Origin of the sequence: Pseudomonas bubulae (assembly GCF_037023725.1) — a bacterium.
GTDB classification, from domain to species: domain Bacteria; phylum Pseudomonadota; class Gammaproteobacteria; order Pseudomonadales; family Pseudomonadaceae; genus Aquipseudomonas; species Aquipseudomonas bubulae.
In genome coordinates this window covers 1,355,415-1,371,090 of the sequence record NZ_CP146077.1, presented here as the reverse complement: position 1 = coordinate 1,371,090, position 15,676 = coordinate 1,355,415, and the positions used below count along the sequence as shown (strand labels likewise).

Here is a 15,676-nt window from a genome sequence, read left to right as displayed (position 1 = left end):
CATGCACCACCAACGTCATGATGTGCTGGCCGCCGTACCGGGCACCTGTCGGCAAATCCATAGTTTTCATTACGGACCAGCGCCAGAGCACGGGAAAATCTATATCCAGGCGTCGCTGCACGCGGACGAGCTGCCGGGCATGCTGGTAATCTGGCATCTCAAGCAGCGCATGCTGGAGCTCGAGCAGGCCGGCCTGTTGCGCAAGCACATAGTGCTGGTGCCCGTGGCCAACCCCGCGGGGCTGGAGCAGGTGCTGATGGACGTGCCCCAGGGGCGTTTTGATAACGAAAGCCGACAGAATTTCAACCGCTTCTTTGTGGATGTCAGTCAGGAGGTGGGCGATAGTGTCGAGGGCCAGTTGACCCAGGATCCAGAGCACAATACGCAACTGATCCGCTCGGCCTTGCGCCGTGTCCTGGTCGCCACGCAGCCGCTGACCCACGTGCAGGCCCTGCGTCAGACCCTGCAGACCCTGGCGTGCGATGCCGATATGGTCCTGGACCTGCACTGCGACTTCGAAGCCGTGCAGCACCTGTACCTGGCCCCGGCCTTCTGGCCGCAGGTAGAGCCCCTGGCCCGTTACCTGGGGGCCCGAGCCTGCTTTATGGCCACCGAGTCGGGCGGGCAGTCCTTCGATGAATGGTTCACCCTGTTCTGGGCGCAGATGCAAGCGCGCTTTGCGCCACGCTTCCCCCTGGCGTGCTGCAGCTTTGCCGTGACCGTTGAGCTGCGAGGGGTGGCGGATGTGACCCACGAACTGGCGCGTGACGATAGCCAGGCGCTGATCGACTACTTGATCCATGCGGGTGCAGTCGAAGGGCAGCCAAAAGCACTTCCGGCATTGCTCAACCCGCCGACCCCGCTAGCGGGCGTCGAGCCGTTGAACAGCCCCACGGGGGGTTTGCTGGTGTTTTATGCGCAAGTGGGTGACTACCTGCAGGCGGGGGCTGTGGTGGCAGACATCATTGACCCCATCACGGACCGTATTACTCCAGTGGTCTGTCAACGCGAAGGCTTGCTCTATGTCCGCTCATTGCGGCGCATGGCGACTGCGGGAATGACCATTGCCCATGTCGCCGGGGCGCAGGCGTATCGACAAGGGGACTTGCTGTCGCCATGAAGGGATTGCGAGCGCGGGAAGGGAAAGAAAAGCCCTTACTTGTCCGGCATCGGAAACGGAAACGGCATCACATTGCTGACACCACGGGCTTCACTGATTTTAGGCGTGCCCAGCCGCTCAACCTCATCGATACGGACAATCGAGTGCATCGGCACAAAGCTGCGCACCACACCTTCAAACTGAGCCTTGAGCTTTTCTTCGCTGGGGTCGACAACCATTTGTGTGCGCTCACCGAAGACGAATTCCTCTACTTCCAGAAACCCCCACAGATCACTTTGATAGATCTGCTTGGCGTACATTTCGAACACCTGGCCCTGGTTGAGGAAAATCACCTTGTAGATTGGAGCTTCACGTTTGGTCATGGTGGGCGGGTAAGCATCTGAAGGTAAAAAAGAGGGCGCGAACTATAGCATAGCCATCAGACGCACAACGCTAGGAAGCAACGGCTATGACCCCTATAATGTGCGGTTCTTTGAACCACTTGATGAACACCCATGGCCAAGAAGCTTTACATCGAAACCCACGGTTGCCAGATGAATGAGTACGACAGCTCGCGCATGGTCGACCTGCTGGGTGAACATCAGGCCCTGGAAGTCACAGCGCGCGCCGAAGACGCTGATGTCATCCTGCTGAATACCTGTTCAATCCGTGAACGTGCCCAGGACCGCGTGTACTCCCAACTGGGTCGCTGGCGCGAACTGAAACTGGCCAACCCCGACATGGTTATCGCCGTGGGCGGTTGCGTGGCCAGCCAGGAAGGCGCGGCGATCCGCGATCGCGCCCCGTATGTGGACGTGGTATTCGGCCCGCAAACCCTGCACCGCCTGCCGGAAATGATTGACGCCGCGCGCATCACCAAACTGCCGCAGGTTGATGTGTCATTCCCTGAAATCGAGAAATTCGATCACCTGCCAGAGCCTCGCATCGACGGCCCAAGCGCCTACGTGTCGGTCATGGAAGGTTGCAGCAAGTACTGCACGTTCTGCGTGGTGCCTTACACCCGCGGCGAAGAAGTCAGCCGGCCCTTCGATGATGTATTGGCCGAGGTGATCCACCTGGCTGAAAACGGCGTGCGTGAAGTGACCCTGCTTGGCCAGAACGTCAACGGCTATCGCGGCCTGACCGAAGGTGGCCGCCTCGCCGACCTTGCCGAGCTGATCCGTGTGGTGGCGGCGATCGACGGTATCGAGCGTATCCGCTACACCACCTCCCACCCGCTGGAGTTTTCCGACAGCCTGATCCAGGCCCACGCCGAAGTCCCGGAACTGGTCAAGCACCTGCATCTGCCGGTGCAATCGGGCTCCGACCGCATTCTGTCGGCGATGAAACGCAATCACACGGCGCTGGAGTACAAATCCAAGCTGCGCAAACTGCGCGCTGCCGTACCGGGTATCTGCATCAGCTCCGACTTTATTGTCGGCTTCCCGGGCGAAACCGAAAAAGACTTCGAACAGACCATGAAGCTGATCGAAGACGTGGGTTTCGACTTTTCCTACTCTTTTGTCTACAGCCAGCGCCCGGGCACCCCGGCAGCAGACCTGACGGACGACACCCCGGAAGAGCGCAAGAAAGAGCGTCTGAACGCGCTGCAACATCGTCTCAACCAACAGGGCTTCGAGATCAGCCGCCAGATGGTAGGGTCGACCCAGCGGATCCTGGTAACCGACTACTCGAAAAAAGACCCGGGCGAGTTGCAGGGCCGGACCGAGAACAACCGCATCGTCAACTTCCGCTGCGACAACCCGCAGTTGATCGGGCAATTCGCCGATGTGCATATTGATGCGGCCCAGCCGCACTCGTTGCGGGGCTCGCTGCTGAACTGACCACACGCCATCGTCCCTTGTGGGAGCGGGCTTGCTCGCGATGCACGCAACACGGTCCGGCTGGATGAGTGCGGTGGTGCAATCGCGAGCAAACCCGCTCCCACATCAAACATTTGGTGAAGTCCTTTCACGCTTGACCTGCTAGCGTTATCCTTAATTTCATATCAATTGCCTAAGGGCGGCTAAATACGACCTTGAACGCACCCATCGAACCACATCGTTTCCTTCTCGAGCCCTTTGAGGCCCGCCGTTTCGCCAATCTGTGCGGGCAATTCGACGAGCATCTGCGCTTGATCGAGCAACGCCTGACGATCGAAATCCGCAATCGCGGTAACCAGTTCGAGCTGATCGGCGACCCGAAAATCACTTCTTCGGCAGAAAACCTGCTGCGCCGCCTGTACCGCGAAACCAAGGCTACCGAGCTTTCGCCGGACATGGTTCACCTGTTCCTGCAAGAGTCTGCGGTACAAGACCTCGCCAGCAACCCGGTGGCTGAAGCCAGTGTTTCGCTGCGCACCAAAAAGGGCATGATCCGCCCTCGCGGGATCAACCAGCAGCGTTACGTCAAAGAGATCCTGGGCAACGACATCAACTTCGGCATTGGCCCGGCGGGTACGGGTAAAACCTATCTGGCTGTGGCCTGCGCAGTTGATGCCCTGGAACGCGAGCAGATCCGCCGCATCCTGCTGGTGCGTCCGGCGGTTGAGGCCGGAGAGAAGCTCGGTTTCCTGCCGGGTGACCTGTCGCAAAAAATAGACCCGTACCTGCGCCCGCTCTACGACGCACTGTACGAAATGCTTGGTTTTGAATACGTGGCCAAGCTGATCGAGCGCCAGGTGATCGAAGTCGCGCCACTGGCCTACATGCGCGGCCGCACGCTGAACAACAGTTTCATCATTCTCGACGAAAGCCAGAACACCACGGTCGAGCAGATGAAAATGTTCCTGACCCGCATCGGCTTCGGCTCGACCGCCGTGATCACCGGTGACATCACCCAGATCGACCTGCCCAAAGGCACGAAATCGGGGCTGAACCATGTCATTGAAGTGCTCAAGGACGTGCCGGGCATCAGCTTTACCCACTTCCAGTCCAAGGACGTCGTGCGCCACCCGCTGGTGCAGCGCATCGTCGAGGCCTACGGTCGCTACGAACAGGAAGCCGCCGACAAGCTGGCCGCGCTGCCCGCTGCAAAGGATTACCGCCACGATGCTTGAGCTTGACCTGCAACTGGCGACCGACGCCAGTGCCCCCAGCGAAACCCAGTTCCGCCAATGGTGTGAACTGGCTTTGCGCCAGCGCAGCGCCGATTCGGAAATGACCATTCGTCTGGTAGACGAACCCGAAGGTCGTGAACTGAACCACACCTGGCGCCAAAAAGACTACGCCACCAATGTGCTGTCCTTCCCCGCCGACGTGCCTGATGAGTTCCTCGATATCCCGCTATTGGGCGATCTGGTGATTTGCGTGGCCGTGGTTGAGCGCGAAGCCGCCGAACAAGGCAAAAGCCTTGAGGCCCACTGGGCCCATCTGGTGATACACGGTTGCTTGCATCTTCTGGGTTACGACCATATAGAAGACGAAGAAGCCGAAGAAATGGAAGCACTGGAACGAACGTTGCTTGCAGAACTGGGTCATCCTGACCCGTATGCAGACGACGAAACCGAATAACACCCACTGAAACTACCAAGGGATACGAGTAAATCGCTATGAGCGAAGACCGATCGAGCAACGGGCAAAAGTCATGGTTAGGTAAGCTGACCCAGGCCTTTGCCCATGAGCCGAAAAACCGCCAGGAGCTGCTTGAGCTGCTGCGCGAAGCACACCAGAACAAACTTTTGGACAGTGAAGCGCTGGCCATCGTCGAAGGTGCCATTCAAGTGGCTGACCTGCAGGTACGGGACATCATGGTTCCTCGCTCGCAGATGATCAGCATCAAGGCAACCCAGACCCCCCGCGAATTTCTCCCGGCGATCATTGACGCGGCGCACTCGCGCTACCCGGTGATCGGCGAAAGCCACGACGACGTCCTTGGCGTCCTCCTGGCCAAAGACCTGCTGCCGCTGATCCTTCAAGAGAACGGCGACAAGTACAACATCAAGGATTTGCTGCGTCCGGCGACATTTGTCCCCGAGTCCAAGCGCCTTAACGTGTTGTTGCGCGAGTTCCGCGCCAACCACAACCACATGGCCATCGTGATTGACGAATACGGCGGCGTGGCGGGTCTGGTGACGATTGAAGACGTTCTCGAGCAGATCGTCGGCGACATCGAAGACGAGCACGACGTCGAAGAAGACAGCTACATCAAGCCGTTGCCCAGCGGTGACTTCCTGATCAAGGCCCTGACCCCGATCGAGAACTTCAACGAGTTCTTCGACACCGAATTCTCCGACGACGAGTTCGACACCGTGGGCGGCCTGGTCATGAGCGCATTCGGGCACTTGCCCAAACGCAACGAAACCACTGAAATCGGCCCCTACCGCTTCCGCATCCTCAATGCTGACAGCCGCCGGATCCATCTGATTCGTCTCACGCCTATTGCCCGCTAAATCTCAATACCAAGGATTGAAATGCGCTGGATAACCTCCCCCGGCTGGCCCGGTAACTTGCTGGCCGTGGTGGCCGGCGCACTGACAACCCTGGCGTTGGCCCCCTTCGATATCTGGCCATTGGCACTGGTTGCCCTGGCCCTGTTCTATCTCGGTTTGCGCGACCTGTCACCAAAACAGGCGCTGGGCCGAGGCTGGTGTTTCGGTTTTGGCCTGTTTGGCGCGGGCACCAGCTGGATCTACTACAGCATCCACCACTTCGGCGGCGCTTCGGTGCTGCTGGCCGGTTTCCTGATGTTGTTGTTCACGGCAGCCATCGCCTGGTTCTTTGCCCTGCCCGCCTGGGTGTGGGCGCGCTGGATCCGTCGCAATGAAGCGCCGTTGGCCGATACCCTGGCATTTGCTGCGCTATGGGTTGCTCAAGAGGCGTTCCGCGGCTGGTTCCTCACCGGTTTCCCATGGCTGTATTCCGGTTACAGCCAGCTGGACGGCCCTTTGGCCGGGCTCGCACCGTTGGGCGGCATGTGGCTGGTGTCTTTCACTCTGGCCCTGACCGCAGCCCTGCTGTGCAATTTGCCACGCCTGATCAAGGCCAGACGCAAGGCTTTTGTCGCCGCAGGGGTGGTCTTGCTGATCGGCCCCTGGGCCGTCGGCCAGGCCCTCAAGCACCACGCCTGGACCAGCCCTTCAGGTGACCCGCTGAGCGTGGCGGCGATCCAGGGCAATATCGAACAAAGCATGAAATGGGACCCGGCCCAGGTCAATGCACAGCTGGCCCTTTACCGTGACATGACCTTCAGTTCCAAACGTGTCGACCTGATCGTTTGGCCGGAAACCGCTGTCCCTGTCCTCAAAGAGAACGCTGAAGGCTTTTTGAGCATGATGGGCCGGTTTGCCGCCGATCGTAACTCAGCGCTGATTACCGGCGTGCCGATCCGCCAGGAAGTGCGACATGAACCGCGCTACTTCAACGGCATCACCGCTGTGGGCGAGGGCGATGGTGTTTACCTGAAACAGAAGCTGGTGCCATTTGGCGAATATGTGCCGCTGCAGGATGTACTGCGCGGCCTGATCGCATTTTTTGATCTGCCAATGTCGGACTTTGCCCGCGGCCCGGCGGACCAGGCCATGTTGCAGGCCAAGGGTTATCAAATCGCGCCATTGATTTGCTATGAAGTGGTGTATCCGGACTTCGTGGCCGGGCTTGCTGCCCAGAGCGATATCCTGCTGACCATCAGCAATGACACCTGGTTCGGCACCTCGATTGGGCCGCTGCAACACCTGCAAATGGCGCAGATGCGTGCCCTGGAAGCCGGGCGCTGGATGATTCGGGCCACCAACAATGGCGTCACGGCATTGATTAACCCGTTTGGGCAAATCACCACGCAAATTCCCCAGTTCGAGCAAGGCATCCTGTACGGCGAAGTGGTGCCCATGCACAACCTCACGCCTTACCTGCAATGGCGCTCATGGCCACTGATCATCCTGTGCAGCCTGCTGATTGGCTGGGCCCTGGTCACCAGCCGGATTGCCAAGACGGTCTAGCCTTGTGCTTCTGCGTCTTCTACCCTCACCCCAACCCTCTCCCGGAGGAGGAGGGAGCTGACAGGTGGTGTTGCGTAGAGCTGCTTTTGCCTTTAATCCCCTCTCCCTCCGGGAGAGGGCCAGGGTGAGGGGCTTTTGCTTAATGGGTCAGCGATAAAACAACGGATAGGCAATCTGCCCTACCACTTCATTGATCAATAGCCCGGACTGCCAGAACGCTTTGTACTCAGGCATCCAGCCCCCCAGCGGTCGCGCATTGTCGGCACTGAAAAAACCGACCGGCGCAGGCACCACGTCAAAACCAGCCTTTTCAAAACTCCACACCGAACGCGACATATGCCAGCCGTGCGTCACCACGACCACCCGCTTGACCCCCAGCGGCAGCAGAATGTCTGCGGTCATTTTGGCGTTTTCCCACGTTGTGCGGCTTTGCTCTTCTTTCCACCGTACTTGCACGCCGAAATCATCACGCAATGAATCCGCCATCAACTGCGCCTCACTGGGCGGCGAGCCGTAGTGCAAACCGCCAGTGGTCAACACCGGCAAGCCCGAAGCCTTCGCCAGTCGGGCAGCATAGCGCTGGCGCTCCAGACCGATGCCGGTGGGCTGATCGCTGCCCCAGGCCGGATCCCCCCGCTCACGCCCCGAGCCCAGCACCACAATGGCATCGGCACGCGCGGCCAGCGTCGACCACTCGCTCTGCGCCAGCGGTGGTTCGCGCTCCAGCACACGGGCGCCCCACTCCACCATTATCGGCAAACTCATCAGCCAGAAGCCGCCCAGCCCCAGGGCAAACAACACACCCGCCACTCGCGGGCGCGAACGCCGTAGCCACCAGGCAAGCGCCAGGAGCAACAGAAAAATGCCAGGGGGTAATAGAAGCTGTTTTAAAAAGTATCGAATAGGCATCGAGCATCTCCAAAGATGCCCGAAGCCTAAGGGGGTTGATTGAGCGCATCAACAACGCAGGTGAGAAACCCAAACACAAACGTGTAATGCATCAACCCGGAGGTACAACTTTCTTGATGCGGCTTTGTTGAAGGCCGGGCTTGAATCGCCGTATGGCCTAAGCTCCCTGCACCCTGTCTTTAAGCCAGATAACCTTGGCCCTGGGGGCATCCTGCATGTTCACGCTGCCTTGCGAGCGTTTAATTGCCTCACGCCCGATCCGGTTCAAATAGAGGTTGATCAACTCCAGCTCGGCATGACTCAAGCCTCGCAATTCCAACTCGACTGGGCGTTCATCACGTAATTGGACAGCCGTCTTTGCTGAATCAAGAGCCACACTCAAACGATCAATCAGCCGCTCATACACTTGCGATGTTGCTACGCTGCGTTGCAACTCTGCCATCCGTCCACCTCATTTAAGGAAATGAATCTCCCCCACAGGAGAGCTTAGCTGCGCTTGTAAAAGCGGCGTGCTGCTGCGACCAACGGAGTGATGAGGCAATCAGGGTTTCCCTCGATAGAGCGGGGTCATGTATGCTACGGGACTTCCTGTAACCCCTGCTCCAACCTGACCGGGCAACACTGTCGCCGGTCTATGTTGAAGAGGATTAGGCCACCCTTTATCAGTACAAGTAGCCATGCACGAACAATATCAGCCCCGTGAAATAGAAGCCGCCGCCCAATCATTCTGGGACAACCAAAAGTCCTTCGAAGTCAGCGAAGATCTAGGCAAAGAGACGTTCTACTGCCTATCGATGTTCCCGTACCCAAGCGGCAAGCTACACATGGGGCACGTGCGCAACTACACCATCGGTGACGTGATCTCCCGTTACCAGCGCATGCTCGGCAAAAACGTCCTGCAACCCATGGGTTGGGACGCCTTTGGCATGCCGGCCGAAAACGCCGCGATGAAAAACAAGGTCGCGCCGGCCAAATGGACGTACGAAAACATCGCCTACATGAAAACCCAGCTGCGCAGCCTGGGTCTGGCCGTTGACTGGTCGCGCGAAATCACGACCTGCAAGCCGGATTACTACCGTTGGGAACAATGGCTGTTCACCCGCCTGTTCGAAAAAGGTGTGATCTACCGTAAAAACGGCACCGTGAACTGGGACCCGGTGGACCAGACCGTTCTGGCCAACGAGCAAGTGATCGACGGCCGTGGCTGGCGTTCGGGCGCGGTAATCGAAAAACGCGAAATCCCGATGTACTACTTCAAGATCACCGCTTACGCGGATGAGCTGCTTGAAAGCCTCGACGACATGCCGGGCTGGCCCGAGCAGGTTAAAACCATGCAGCGCAACTGGATTGGCAAATCCCGCGGCATGGAAGTGCAGTTCCCTTACAACGTCGAGTCCATCGGCGCAGCAGGCGCGCTCAAGGTCTTCACCACCCGCCCTGATACCTTGATGGGCGCGACCTATGTCGCTGTGGCTGCCGAGCACCCGCTCGCCACCCAGGCAGCGCAGGGCAACCCCGAGCTGCAAGCGTTTATCGCCCAGTGCAAAGGCGGCAGCGTGGCAGAAGCCGACATGGCAACCCAGGAAAAAATGGGCCTGCCAACCTCCCTGTTCGTCGAGCACCCGCTGACCGGCGAAAAGCTTCCTGTATGGGTCGCCAACTATGTACTGATGCATTACGGCGACGGCGCGGTGATGGCTGTACCAGCACACGACGAGCGTGATTTCGAATTCGCCACCAAGTACAACCTGCCGATCAAGCCGGTTGTGCGTACCAGTGCTGGCGACGAGTCACCGGCACCGTGGCAGGACGCTTACAACGAGCACGGCCCGCTGATCAACTCCGGCGAATTTGACGGCCTGGATTTCGACGCCGCATTCGCCGCCATCGAAGCCGCCCTGACTGCCAAAGGCCTGGGCCAGGCGCGCACCCAGTTCCGTCTGCGTGACTGGGGCATCAGCCGCCAGCGCTACTGGGGCTGCCCGATCCCGATCGTGCATTGCGATACCTGCGGTGACGTACCAGTGCCTGAAGCCCAGCTGCCAGTGGTCTTGCCAGAAGATGTCGTACCCGATGGCGCCGGTTCGCCACTGGCACGCATGCCTGAATTCTACGAGTGCAGCTGCCCTAAATGTGGCGCACCGGCCAAACGCGAAACCGACACGATGGACACCTTCGTCGAGTCGTCGTGGTACTACGCACGTTACGCCTCGCCGCACTATGAAGGTGGTCTGGTCGAGAAATCGGCAGCAGACCACTGGCTACCGGTGGACCAGTACATCGGCGGTATCGAACACGCCATTTTGCACCTGCTGTACGCGCGCTTCTTCCACAAGCTGATGCGTGACGAAGGCCTGGTCAGCTCCAACGAGCCGTTCAAGAACCTGTTGACCCAGGGCATGGTGATCGCCGAGACCTACTTCCGTACGCTGGACAACGGCGGCAAGGATTACTTCAACCCGGACGACGTGGAAATCGAACGTGATGCCAAGGCCAAGATCATCGGCGCCACGCTGAAGAGTGACGGCCTGCCGGTGGAAATCGGCGGCACGCAGAAAATGTCCAAGTCGCTCAACAACGGTGTTGACCCGCAATACATGATCGAACAGTACGGCGCAGACACCTGCCGCCTGTTCATGATGTTTGCTTCGCCGCCTGACGCAAGCCTGGAATGGTCCGACTCGGGTGTTGAAGGCTCCCACCGCTTCCTCAAGCGTGTATGGCGCCTGGCCCATGCCCATGTAGGCCAAGGCCTGCCGGGCGCGCTGGATATCGCCAGCCTGAACGATGAACAAAAAGTCATTCGCCGTGCCATCCACCAGGCTATCAAGCAAGCCAGCCAGGACGTCGGCCAGCACCACAAGTTCAACACCGCCGTCGCCCAGGTGATGACCGTGATGAACGTGCTCGAAAAAGCACCGCAAGCGACTGAACAAGACCGCGCCCTGCTGCAGGAAGGTCTCGAGACTGTAGCTCTGGTACTGGCGCCGATCACACCGCACATCAGCCATGAGCTGTGGAACCGGTTGGGGCATGCAGGTGCAATCATCGACGCTGCATGGCCAACCCTGGATGAAACCGCGCTGGTTCAAGACACCCTGCAACTGGTTATCCAGGTCAACGGCAAGCTGCGCGGGCATATTGAAATGCCAGCTGCTGCCAGCCGTGAAGAGGTTGAAGCTGCTGCCCGCACCAACGAAAACGTACTGCGCTTTACAGAAGGCCTGACGATTCGCAAAGTGATCGTGGTACCAGGCAAATTGGTCAATATCGTCGCCAGCTAACTGGAACAGGCGCCCGCGTCATGCGCGGGCGCCCAACAAGACCTTCAGGGCCGCGTGGTCGGCCCATCTGGTTTCAAGGGGAGCAACACATGATCAAACGCAACTTGCTGGTGATGGGTCTCGCAGTTCTGTTGAGCGCCTGCGGCTTTCAACTGCGCGGTACCGGCACCAACCAGCTGACGATCACCGAACTCGATGTCAGCGCGCGCAACGCCTATGGCGACACTGTGCGCCAGCTGCGTCAGGTGCTGGAAAACAGCGGCGTGAAAATCACTGCCAACGCACCATACAAACTGGTTCTGACCGACGAGAAGGAAACCCAGCGTTCTGCCAGCTACACCGGCAATTCGGGTACCGCCGAGTATCAGTTGAACAACGTAGTGAAATACGAAATTCAGGGGCCGAGCCATCTGACGCTGCTGAGCGACAAGGTTGAAGCCTACAAAGTCTACCTGCAGGATGGCAGTAACGTGGCAGGCAGCACCCAGGAAGGCGACATGATCCGTAAGGAAATGCGCCGCGACCTGATCCAGCAACTGGTTCTGCGCCTGGAGCAATTGACCCCGGCCCAGCTGGAAGTACTGCAACAGCAAGCCGAAGCGAAGGCCAAGGCTGAAGCCGATGCCATCGAAGCTGCACGCAAGGCTCAAGAGGAAACTCCTCAACAGTCGCCTCTCGAACTGCAAAACCAGTAAGGCATACGGGGCGCTCAAGCGCCCCGCTATCGTTATGGTCCTATGAAACTCGCTCCCGCCCAACTCGCCAAGCATCTGCAAGGCCCTCTTTCGCCCGTCTACATCATCAGCGGCGATGACCCGTTGTTGTGCCAGGAAACCGCCGACGCCATCCGCAGTACCGCCCGCAAGCAGGGTTTCGATGAGCGCCAGGTGTTCAGCGCCGACGCCAGCTTTGACTGGGGCACGCTGCTGCAAGCCGGTGCCAGCATGTCGCTGTTTGCCGAAAAGCGCCTGCTGGAACTGCGCCTGCCTTCGGGCAAGCCTGGCGACAAGGGTGCTGCGGCGTTGATCGAATACTGCTCGCGCCCTGCCGAAGACACCCTGCTGCTGATCAGCCTGCCCAAACTCGACGGCAGTGCGCAAAAGACCAAGTGGGGCAAGGCGCTGATTGAAGGGGCGCAAACCCAGTTCGTGCAGATCTGGCCGGTGGACGCCAACCAGTTGCCGCAATGGATTCGCCAGCGCTTGTCGCAGGCCGGGCTGTCGGCCACCCATGATGCGGTGGAACTGATAGCAGCCCGGGTCGAAGGCAATCTTCTGGCTGCTGCGCAGGAAATCGAAAAGCTCAAGTTAATGGCTGAAGACGGGCAAATCACTGTCGAAACCGTGCAAGCCGCAGTGGCTGACAGTGCGCGGTTTGATGTGTTTGGCCTGGTGGATGCGGTACTTAACGGCGAAGCTGCACATGCCCTGCGTATGCTCGAAGGCTTGCGCGGTGAAGGCGTAGAGCCTCCTGTGATCTTGTGGGCCCTGGCGCGTGAGCTGCGGGTACTGGCCAATATTGCCCTGCAGTACAGCCAGGGCACGCCATTGGACAAGGCGTTCAGCCAGGCGCGACCACCGGTGTGGGACAAGCGCAAACCGTTGATGAGCAAAGCCTTGCAGCGTTATTCGGCGCAGCGCTGGGCACAATTGTTGTTGGACGCGCAGCGTATCGATGCCCAGATCAAGGGCCAGGCAGCAGGGTCTGCCTGGAGCAGCCTGAGTCGTCTGGTGCTGCTGATGTGCGGGCAACGCCTGAATCTGCCAGCTGAATAAACACTGCTTTCTGTGGGAGCGGGCTTGCTCGCGATACGGGCGTCGCGGCCTGACAGGCTGATAGCGTTGATGCTAACGCGAGCAAGCCCGCTCCCACCGATCACTATCCTGTAGACAATACGAAAAAACCGGCCGATGATTTGCGCTTGTTCAACTCAAGCGAGAGCACATGCCATGAGCAAGCGCCCCAACAAGGCCAAATCCATTGTTGCCCAACCCCTGTTCCGCAGCCGCCAGGAACGCCCCGCCAAAGGCAAAGGCAGCTACCGCCGCGAAGCCTTCCAGTCGAGAGACCGGGAGGCTTTTTACTTTCTGGCTGCCTGACGGCGGGGATGATAAGGTCTGCTTCTGTTTTGCATTACCTGGACCTGCGCATGCTCTCACGTCATACACGCCGTTGGCCGATGCGCCAACTGATCGCTGCTTCCAGCGTCATCCTTTTAGTCGCCTGCGCAGAGAAACCGACCGCAGCCGATGCTCAAACCTTGCCTGTGGTACCTCCGGCACCTGCGGTCATCAGCAGCGCGCCAGTGCCAGGCACCGACACCCCTCTTGTTCAGCCCACTCAAAGCTTCAGCGAGTGGCAAGCCGATTTCCGCGCCCAGGCGCTTAAAGCCGGAATCAACCCGCTGGTATTCGATAACGCCTTTGCCGGCATTACGCCAGACATGAGCGTGATCAAGGCCGACCGCAGCCAGCCCGAATTCAGCCGCCCGGTCTGGGAGTACCTGGACGGTGCCCTGTCGCCTTTGCGTGTACGTAATGGCCAGCGTTTGCTGGAGCAGAATGCCGAACTGCTGGGCCGCATCGAGCAGCGTTATGGCGTTGATCGCCAGGCGCTGGTTTCGGTCTGGGGCATGGAAAGCAATTTTGGCTCGTTCCAGGGCAACAAGTCAGTCATTCGCTCCCTCGCGACCCTGGCCTATGAAGGGCGGCGCCCGGAGTTTGCTCAAAGCCAATTGATCGCTGCACTGAAGATCATTCAGGAAGGCGATATAAGCCCCGAAAAAATGCTCGGCTCGTGGGCGGGCGCAATGGGCCAGACCCAATTCATCCCCACCACCTATGAAACCCACGCGGTGGATTTCGATGGTGATGGCCGTCGTGATATATGGAACAGCTCGGCAGATGCCCTGGCCTCGACTGCCCACTACCTGCAAAGCTCGGGCTGGAAGCAAGGCCAGCCGTGGGGCTTTGAAGTGACGCTGCCTGCCGGGTTCGACTACGCCCTGGCTGATGGCGCAATCAAAAAGAGCGTTGCCGAATGGCAAAAACTGGGAGTCAAGGTACCTGCCAGCGCCGCAGGCTCAGAGCAGTTAAGCGCTGCCCTGCTGCTCCCTGCAGGCTATCGTGGCCCGGCGTTTCTGGTACTGGATAACTTCCGCGCCATCTTGCGTTACAACAACTCATCATCCTATGCACTGGCCGTGGGCTTGTTGTCGCAACGTTTCAACGGTGGCGGGACCATTTTGGCCGACTGGCCAAAAGACGACCGACCGCTGAGCCGCTCCGAGCGCGTCGAACTGCAAATGCTGCTGAGCCAGCGCAATTATGATGCGGGTAATGCAGACGGCATTATCGGCGCCAATACCCGCAAGGCTATTCGCAGCGCGCAGCAGGCCATGGGTTGGCCAGCAGACGGCTATCCGAGCCACAAGCTGCTGGAGAGTTTGCGTAGCCGGTAAGGTTGCTACCCTCTCCCTATGGGAGAGGGGCTTCAGGTTCAGGCGCTTACAACTACATCCTGCTCAAGCACCAGCAACTGCTGATCAGCATCCAGCCTGACCTGCGCACCCATCGGCAAGGTCAGGTTCGGATCGCAATGCCCGCTGCGCCAACCGGCCAGCACCGGAATACCCAGACCGCCCAGCTCCTGGGTGAGCAACCGCTCCAGCGCCGCAACATCAACTCCGGCCACGTCCCCCACCAGCACTCCGCGCAACCTGTCGAGCTTGCCCGCCAGGCGCAAATGCGTCAGCAGACGGTCGACCCGGTACAACGGTTCGTTGACGTCTTCGATAAACAGGATGATGTCTTCGCTGTCCAGTTCAAACGCCGTGCCCATCACCGCGCAGATCATCGACAGATTGCCACCCAGCAAACGGCCACTGGCGCAGCCCGGGGCAATGGTCGTCAACGGCCAGGCCGCGGGATGCTCCAGCACGGGCGGCTGTTGCCCGCCGAGCATACGCAGCAATGAAGTTTCGGTAGGCGGTTGTTTGTTGCCCAGCAGATCAGCGTTCACCATTGGCCCGTGAAAGGTCACAAAGCCCGCGTAACGAGTGATCGCCAGATGCAACGCGGTGATATCGCTGTAGCCGACAAACGGCTTGGGATGACGACGCAACAGCTCAAAGTCGATGCCATCGAGCAAGCGCGGGCTGCCATAGCCGCCGCGCAGGCAGAAAATGGCATCAATGCTGTCATCGGCAAAAGCCTCATGCAGGTCGCGTAAACGCTCTGCATCAGAACCGGCAAGATAACCCTCCCGCTGCCACACCCCCGGATAGACCCGCAGCTGATAGCCGCGTGCATGCATCCATTGGGTCGCGAGGTTCAGGTCAAGTTCGGCAGGGCCTGCCGGGGCGATCAGGGCGACCACCCCGCCAGCGGGCAACGCGGGCACCGCGCTATGGGCCTTGAAGGACACTGGCGCGGTGAGCCGGTTAGTCAT

15 protein-coding genes are annotated in these 15,676 nt (G+C 59.4%); 11 read left to right on the top strand and 4 right to left on the bottom strand.

The features are described from left to right. Position 1 precedes the first annotated feature (1 nt). Positions 2–1,120, top strand: a complete 1,119-nt coding sequence (locus V6L81_RS06395) for a succinylglutamate desuccinylase/aspartoacylase family protein (protein WP_095023451.1) — start codon at positions 2–4, stop codon at positions 1,118–1,120. 35 nt (positions 1,121–1,155) lie between these two features. On the opposite strand, the gene V6L81_RS06390 is transcribed toward V6L81_RS06395, so the two are convergent. Beyond that, positions 1,156–1,482 (bottom strand): DUF1820 family protein, encoded by a 327-nt coding sequence (locus V6L81_RS06390; RefSeq protein ID WP_016779282.1) that lies wholly within the window; start codon positions 1,480–1,482, stop codon positions 1,156–1,158. Positions 1,483–1,614: 132 nt separating this feature from the next. On the opposite strand from V6L81_RS06390, the gene miaB reads away from it, so the two are divergent. The 5 genes from miaB (at position 1,615) to lnt (ending at position 7,034) form a co-directional block, all read left to right on the top strand. Then, a complete protein-coding gene (gene miaB, locus V6L81_RS06385; RefSeq protein ID WP_094999422.1) occupies positions 1,615–2,943 on the top strand; it encodes a tRNA (N6-isopentenyl adenosine(37)-C2)-methylthiotransferase MiaB in 1,329 nt (442 codons plus the stop codon). Positions 2,944–3,137: 194 nt separating this feature from the next. After that, positions 3,138–4,157, top strand: a complete 1,020-nt coding sequence (locus tag V6L81_RS06380; protein ID WP_094999423.1) for a PhoH family protein — start codon at positions 3,138–3,140, stop codon at positions 4,155–4,157. Then, positions 4,150–4,611, top strand: a complete 462-nt coding sequence (gene ybeY / locus V6L81_RS06375) for an rRNA maturation RNase YbeY (protein ID WP_338660563.1) — start codon at positions 4,150–4,152, stop codon at positions 4,609–4,611. The genes V6L81_RS06380 and ybeY overlap by 8 nt, the downstream gene beginning before the upstream one ends. 38 nt (positions 4,612–4,649) lie before the next feature. Beyond that, positions 4,650–5,489, top strand: coding sequence for an HlyC/CorC family transporter (locus tag V6L81_RS06370; protein ID WP_016779277.1), 840 nt, complete (start codon positions 4,650–4,652; stop codon positions 5,487–5,489). Between the two features lie 21 nt (positions 5,490–5,510). Next, positions 5,511–7,034 carry an apolipoprotein N-acyltransferase gene (gene lnt / locus V6L81_RS06365; protein ID WP_130871822.1) on the top strand — a complete coding sequence of 508 codons (1,524 nt, stop codon included), beginning with the start codon at positions 5,511–5,513 and terminating at the stop codon, positions 7,032–7,034. A 147-nt stretch (positions 7,035–7,181) separates the two neighbouring features. Here the strand turns inward: lnt and V6L81_RS06360 are convergent, their stop codons facing one another. Both V6L81_RS06360 and V6L81_RS06355 read right to left on the bottom strand, forming a co-directional pair. Continuing rightward, positions 7,182–7,943, bottom strand: coding sequence for a YdcF family protein (locus tag V6L81_RS06360; RefSeq protein ID WP_095031785.1), 762 nt, complete (start codon positions 7,941–7,943; stop codon positions 7,182–7,184). A gap of 157 nt (positions 7,944–8,100) precedes the next feature. Further along, positions 8,101–8,385 carry a hypothetical protein gene (locus V6L81_RS06355; protein ID WP_094999426.1) on the bottom strand — a complete coding sequence of 95 codons (285 nt, stop codon included), beginning with the start codon at positions 8,383–8,385 and terminating at the stop codon, positions 8,101–8,103. A 235-nt stretch (positions 8,386–8,620) separates the two neighbouring features. Here V6L81_RS06355 and leuS point away from each other — a divergent pair, with 235 nt between their 5' ends. The 5 genes from leuS (at position 8,621) to V6L81_RS06330 (ending at position 14,687) form a co-directional block, all read left to right on the top strand. Then, positions 8,621–11,227, top strand: coding sequence for a leucine--tRNA ligase (gene leuS, locus V6L81_RS06350; protein WP_095039136.1), 2,607 nt, complete (start codon positions 8,621–8,623; stop codon positions 11,225–11,227). Between the two features lie 89 nt (positions 11,228–11,316). Further along, positions 11,317–11,922: an LPS assembly lipoprotein LptE gene (gene lptE, locus V6L81_RS06345; RefSeq protein ID WP_094999428.1), complete on the top strand. Its 606-nt coding sequence runs from the start codon at positions 11,317–11,319 to the stop codon at positions 11,920–11,922. A gap of 42 nt (positions 11,923–11,964) precedes the next feature. Then, positions 11,965–13,002, top strand: a complete 1,038-nt coding sequence (holA, locus tag V6L81_RS06340; RefSeq protein WP_094999429.1) for a DNA polymerase III subunit delta — start codon at positions 11,965–11,967, stop codon at positions 13,000–13,002. A 174-nt stretch (positions 13,003–13,176) separates the two neighbouring features. Next, a complete protein-coding gene (gene arfA / locus V6L81_RS06335; protein ID WP_003444166.1) occupies positions 13,177–13,326 on the top strand; it encodes an alternative ribosome rescue factor ArfA in 150 nt (49 codons plus the stop codon). A gap of 50 nt (positions 13,327–13,376) precedes the next feature. Then, entirely contained in the window at positions 13,377–14,687 is a 1,311-nt protein-coding gene (locus tag V6L81_RS06330; RefSeq protein WP_094999430.1) for a lytic murein transglycosylase, read from the top strand. Between the two features lie 38 nt (positions 14,688–14,725). Here the strand turns inward: V6L81_RS06330 and V6L81_RS06325 are convergent, their stop codons facing one another. After that, positions 14,726–15,676 carry an LD-carboxypeptidase gene (locus tag V6L81_RS06325; RefSeq protein WP_095031787.1) on the bottom strand — a complete coding sequence of 317 codons (951 nt, stop codon included), beginning with the start codon at positions 15,674–15,676 and terminating at the stop codon, positions 14,726–14,728.

Coding starts and splice junctions, on each gene's coding strand:
- leuS (WP_095039136.1), top strand. CDS start 8,621: ATGCACGAACAATATCAGCCCCGTGAAATAGAAGCCGCCGCCCAATCA.
- V6L81_RS06360 (WP_095031785.1), bottom strand. CDS start 7,943: ATGCCTATTCGATACTTTTTAAAACAGCTTCTATTACCCCCTGGCATT.
- miaB (WP_094999422.1), top strand. CDS start 1,615: ATGGCCAAGAAGCTTTACATCGAAACCCACGGTTGCCAGATGAATGAG.
- V6L81_RS06325 (WP_095031787.1), bottom strand. CDS start 15,676: ATGACTAACCGGCTCACCGCGCCAGTGTCCTTCAAGGCCCATAGCGCG.
- lptE (WP_094999428.1), top strand. CDS start 11,317: ATGATCAAACGCAACTTGCTGGTGATGGGTCTCGCAGTTCTGTTGAGC.
- ybeY (WP_338660563.1), top strand. CDS start 4,150: ATGCTTGAGCTTGACCTGCAACTGGCGACCGACGCCAGTGCCCCCAGC.
- holA (WP_094999429.1), top strand. CDS start 11,965: ATGAAACTCGCTCCCGCCCAACTCGCCAAGCATCTGCAAGGCCCTCTT.
- V6L81_RS06390 (WP_016779282.1), bottom strand. CDS start 1,482: ATGACCAAACGTGAAGCTCCAATCTACAAGGTGATTTTCCTCAACCAG.
- arfA (WP_003444166.1), top strand. CDS start 13,177: ATGAGCAAGCGCCCCAACAAGGCCAAATCCATTGTTGCCCAACCCCTG.
- V6L81_RS06370 (WP_016779277.1), top strand. CDS start 4,650: ATGAGCGAAGACCGATCGAGCAACGGGCAAAAGTCATGGTTAGGTAAG.
- V6L81_RS06395 (WP_095023451.1), top strand. CDS start 2: ATGCACCACCAACGTCATGATGTGCTGGCCGCCGTACCGGGCACCTGT.
- V6L81_RS06355 (WP_094999426.1), bottom strand. CDS start 8,385: ATGGCAGAGTTGCAACGCAGCGTAGCAACATCGCAAGTGTATGAGCGG.
- V6L81_RS06330 (WP_094999430.1), top strand. CDS start 13,377: ATGCTCTCACGTCATACACGCCGTTGGCCGATGCGCCAACTGATCGCT.
- lnt (WP_130871822.1), top strand. CDS start 5,511: ATGCGCTGGATAACCTCCCCCGGCTGGCCCGGTAACTTGCTGGCCGTG.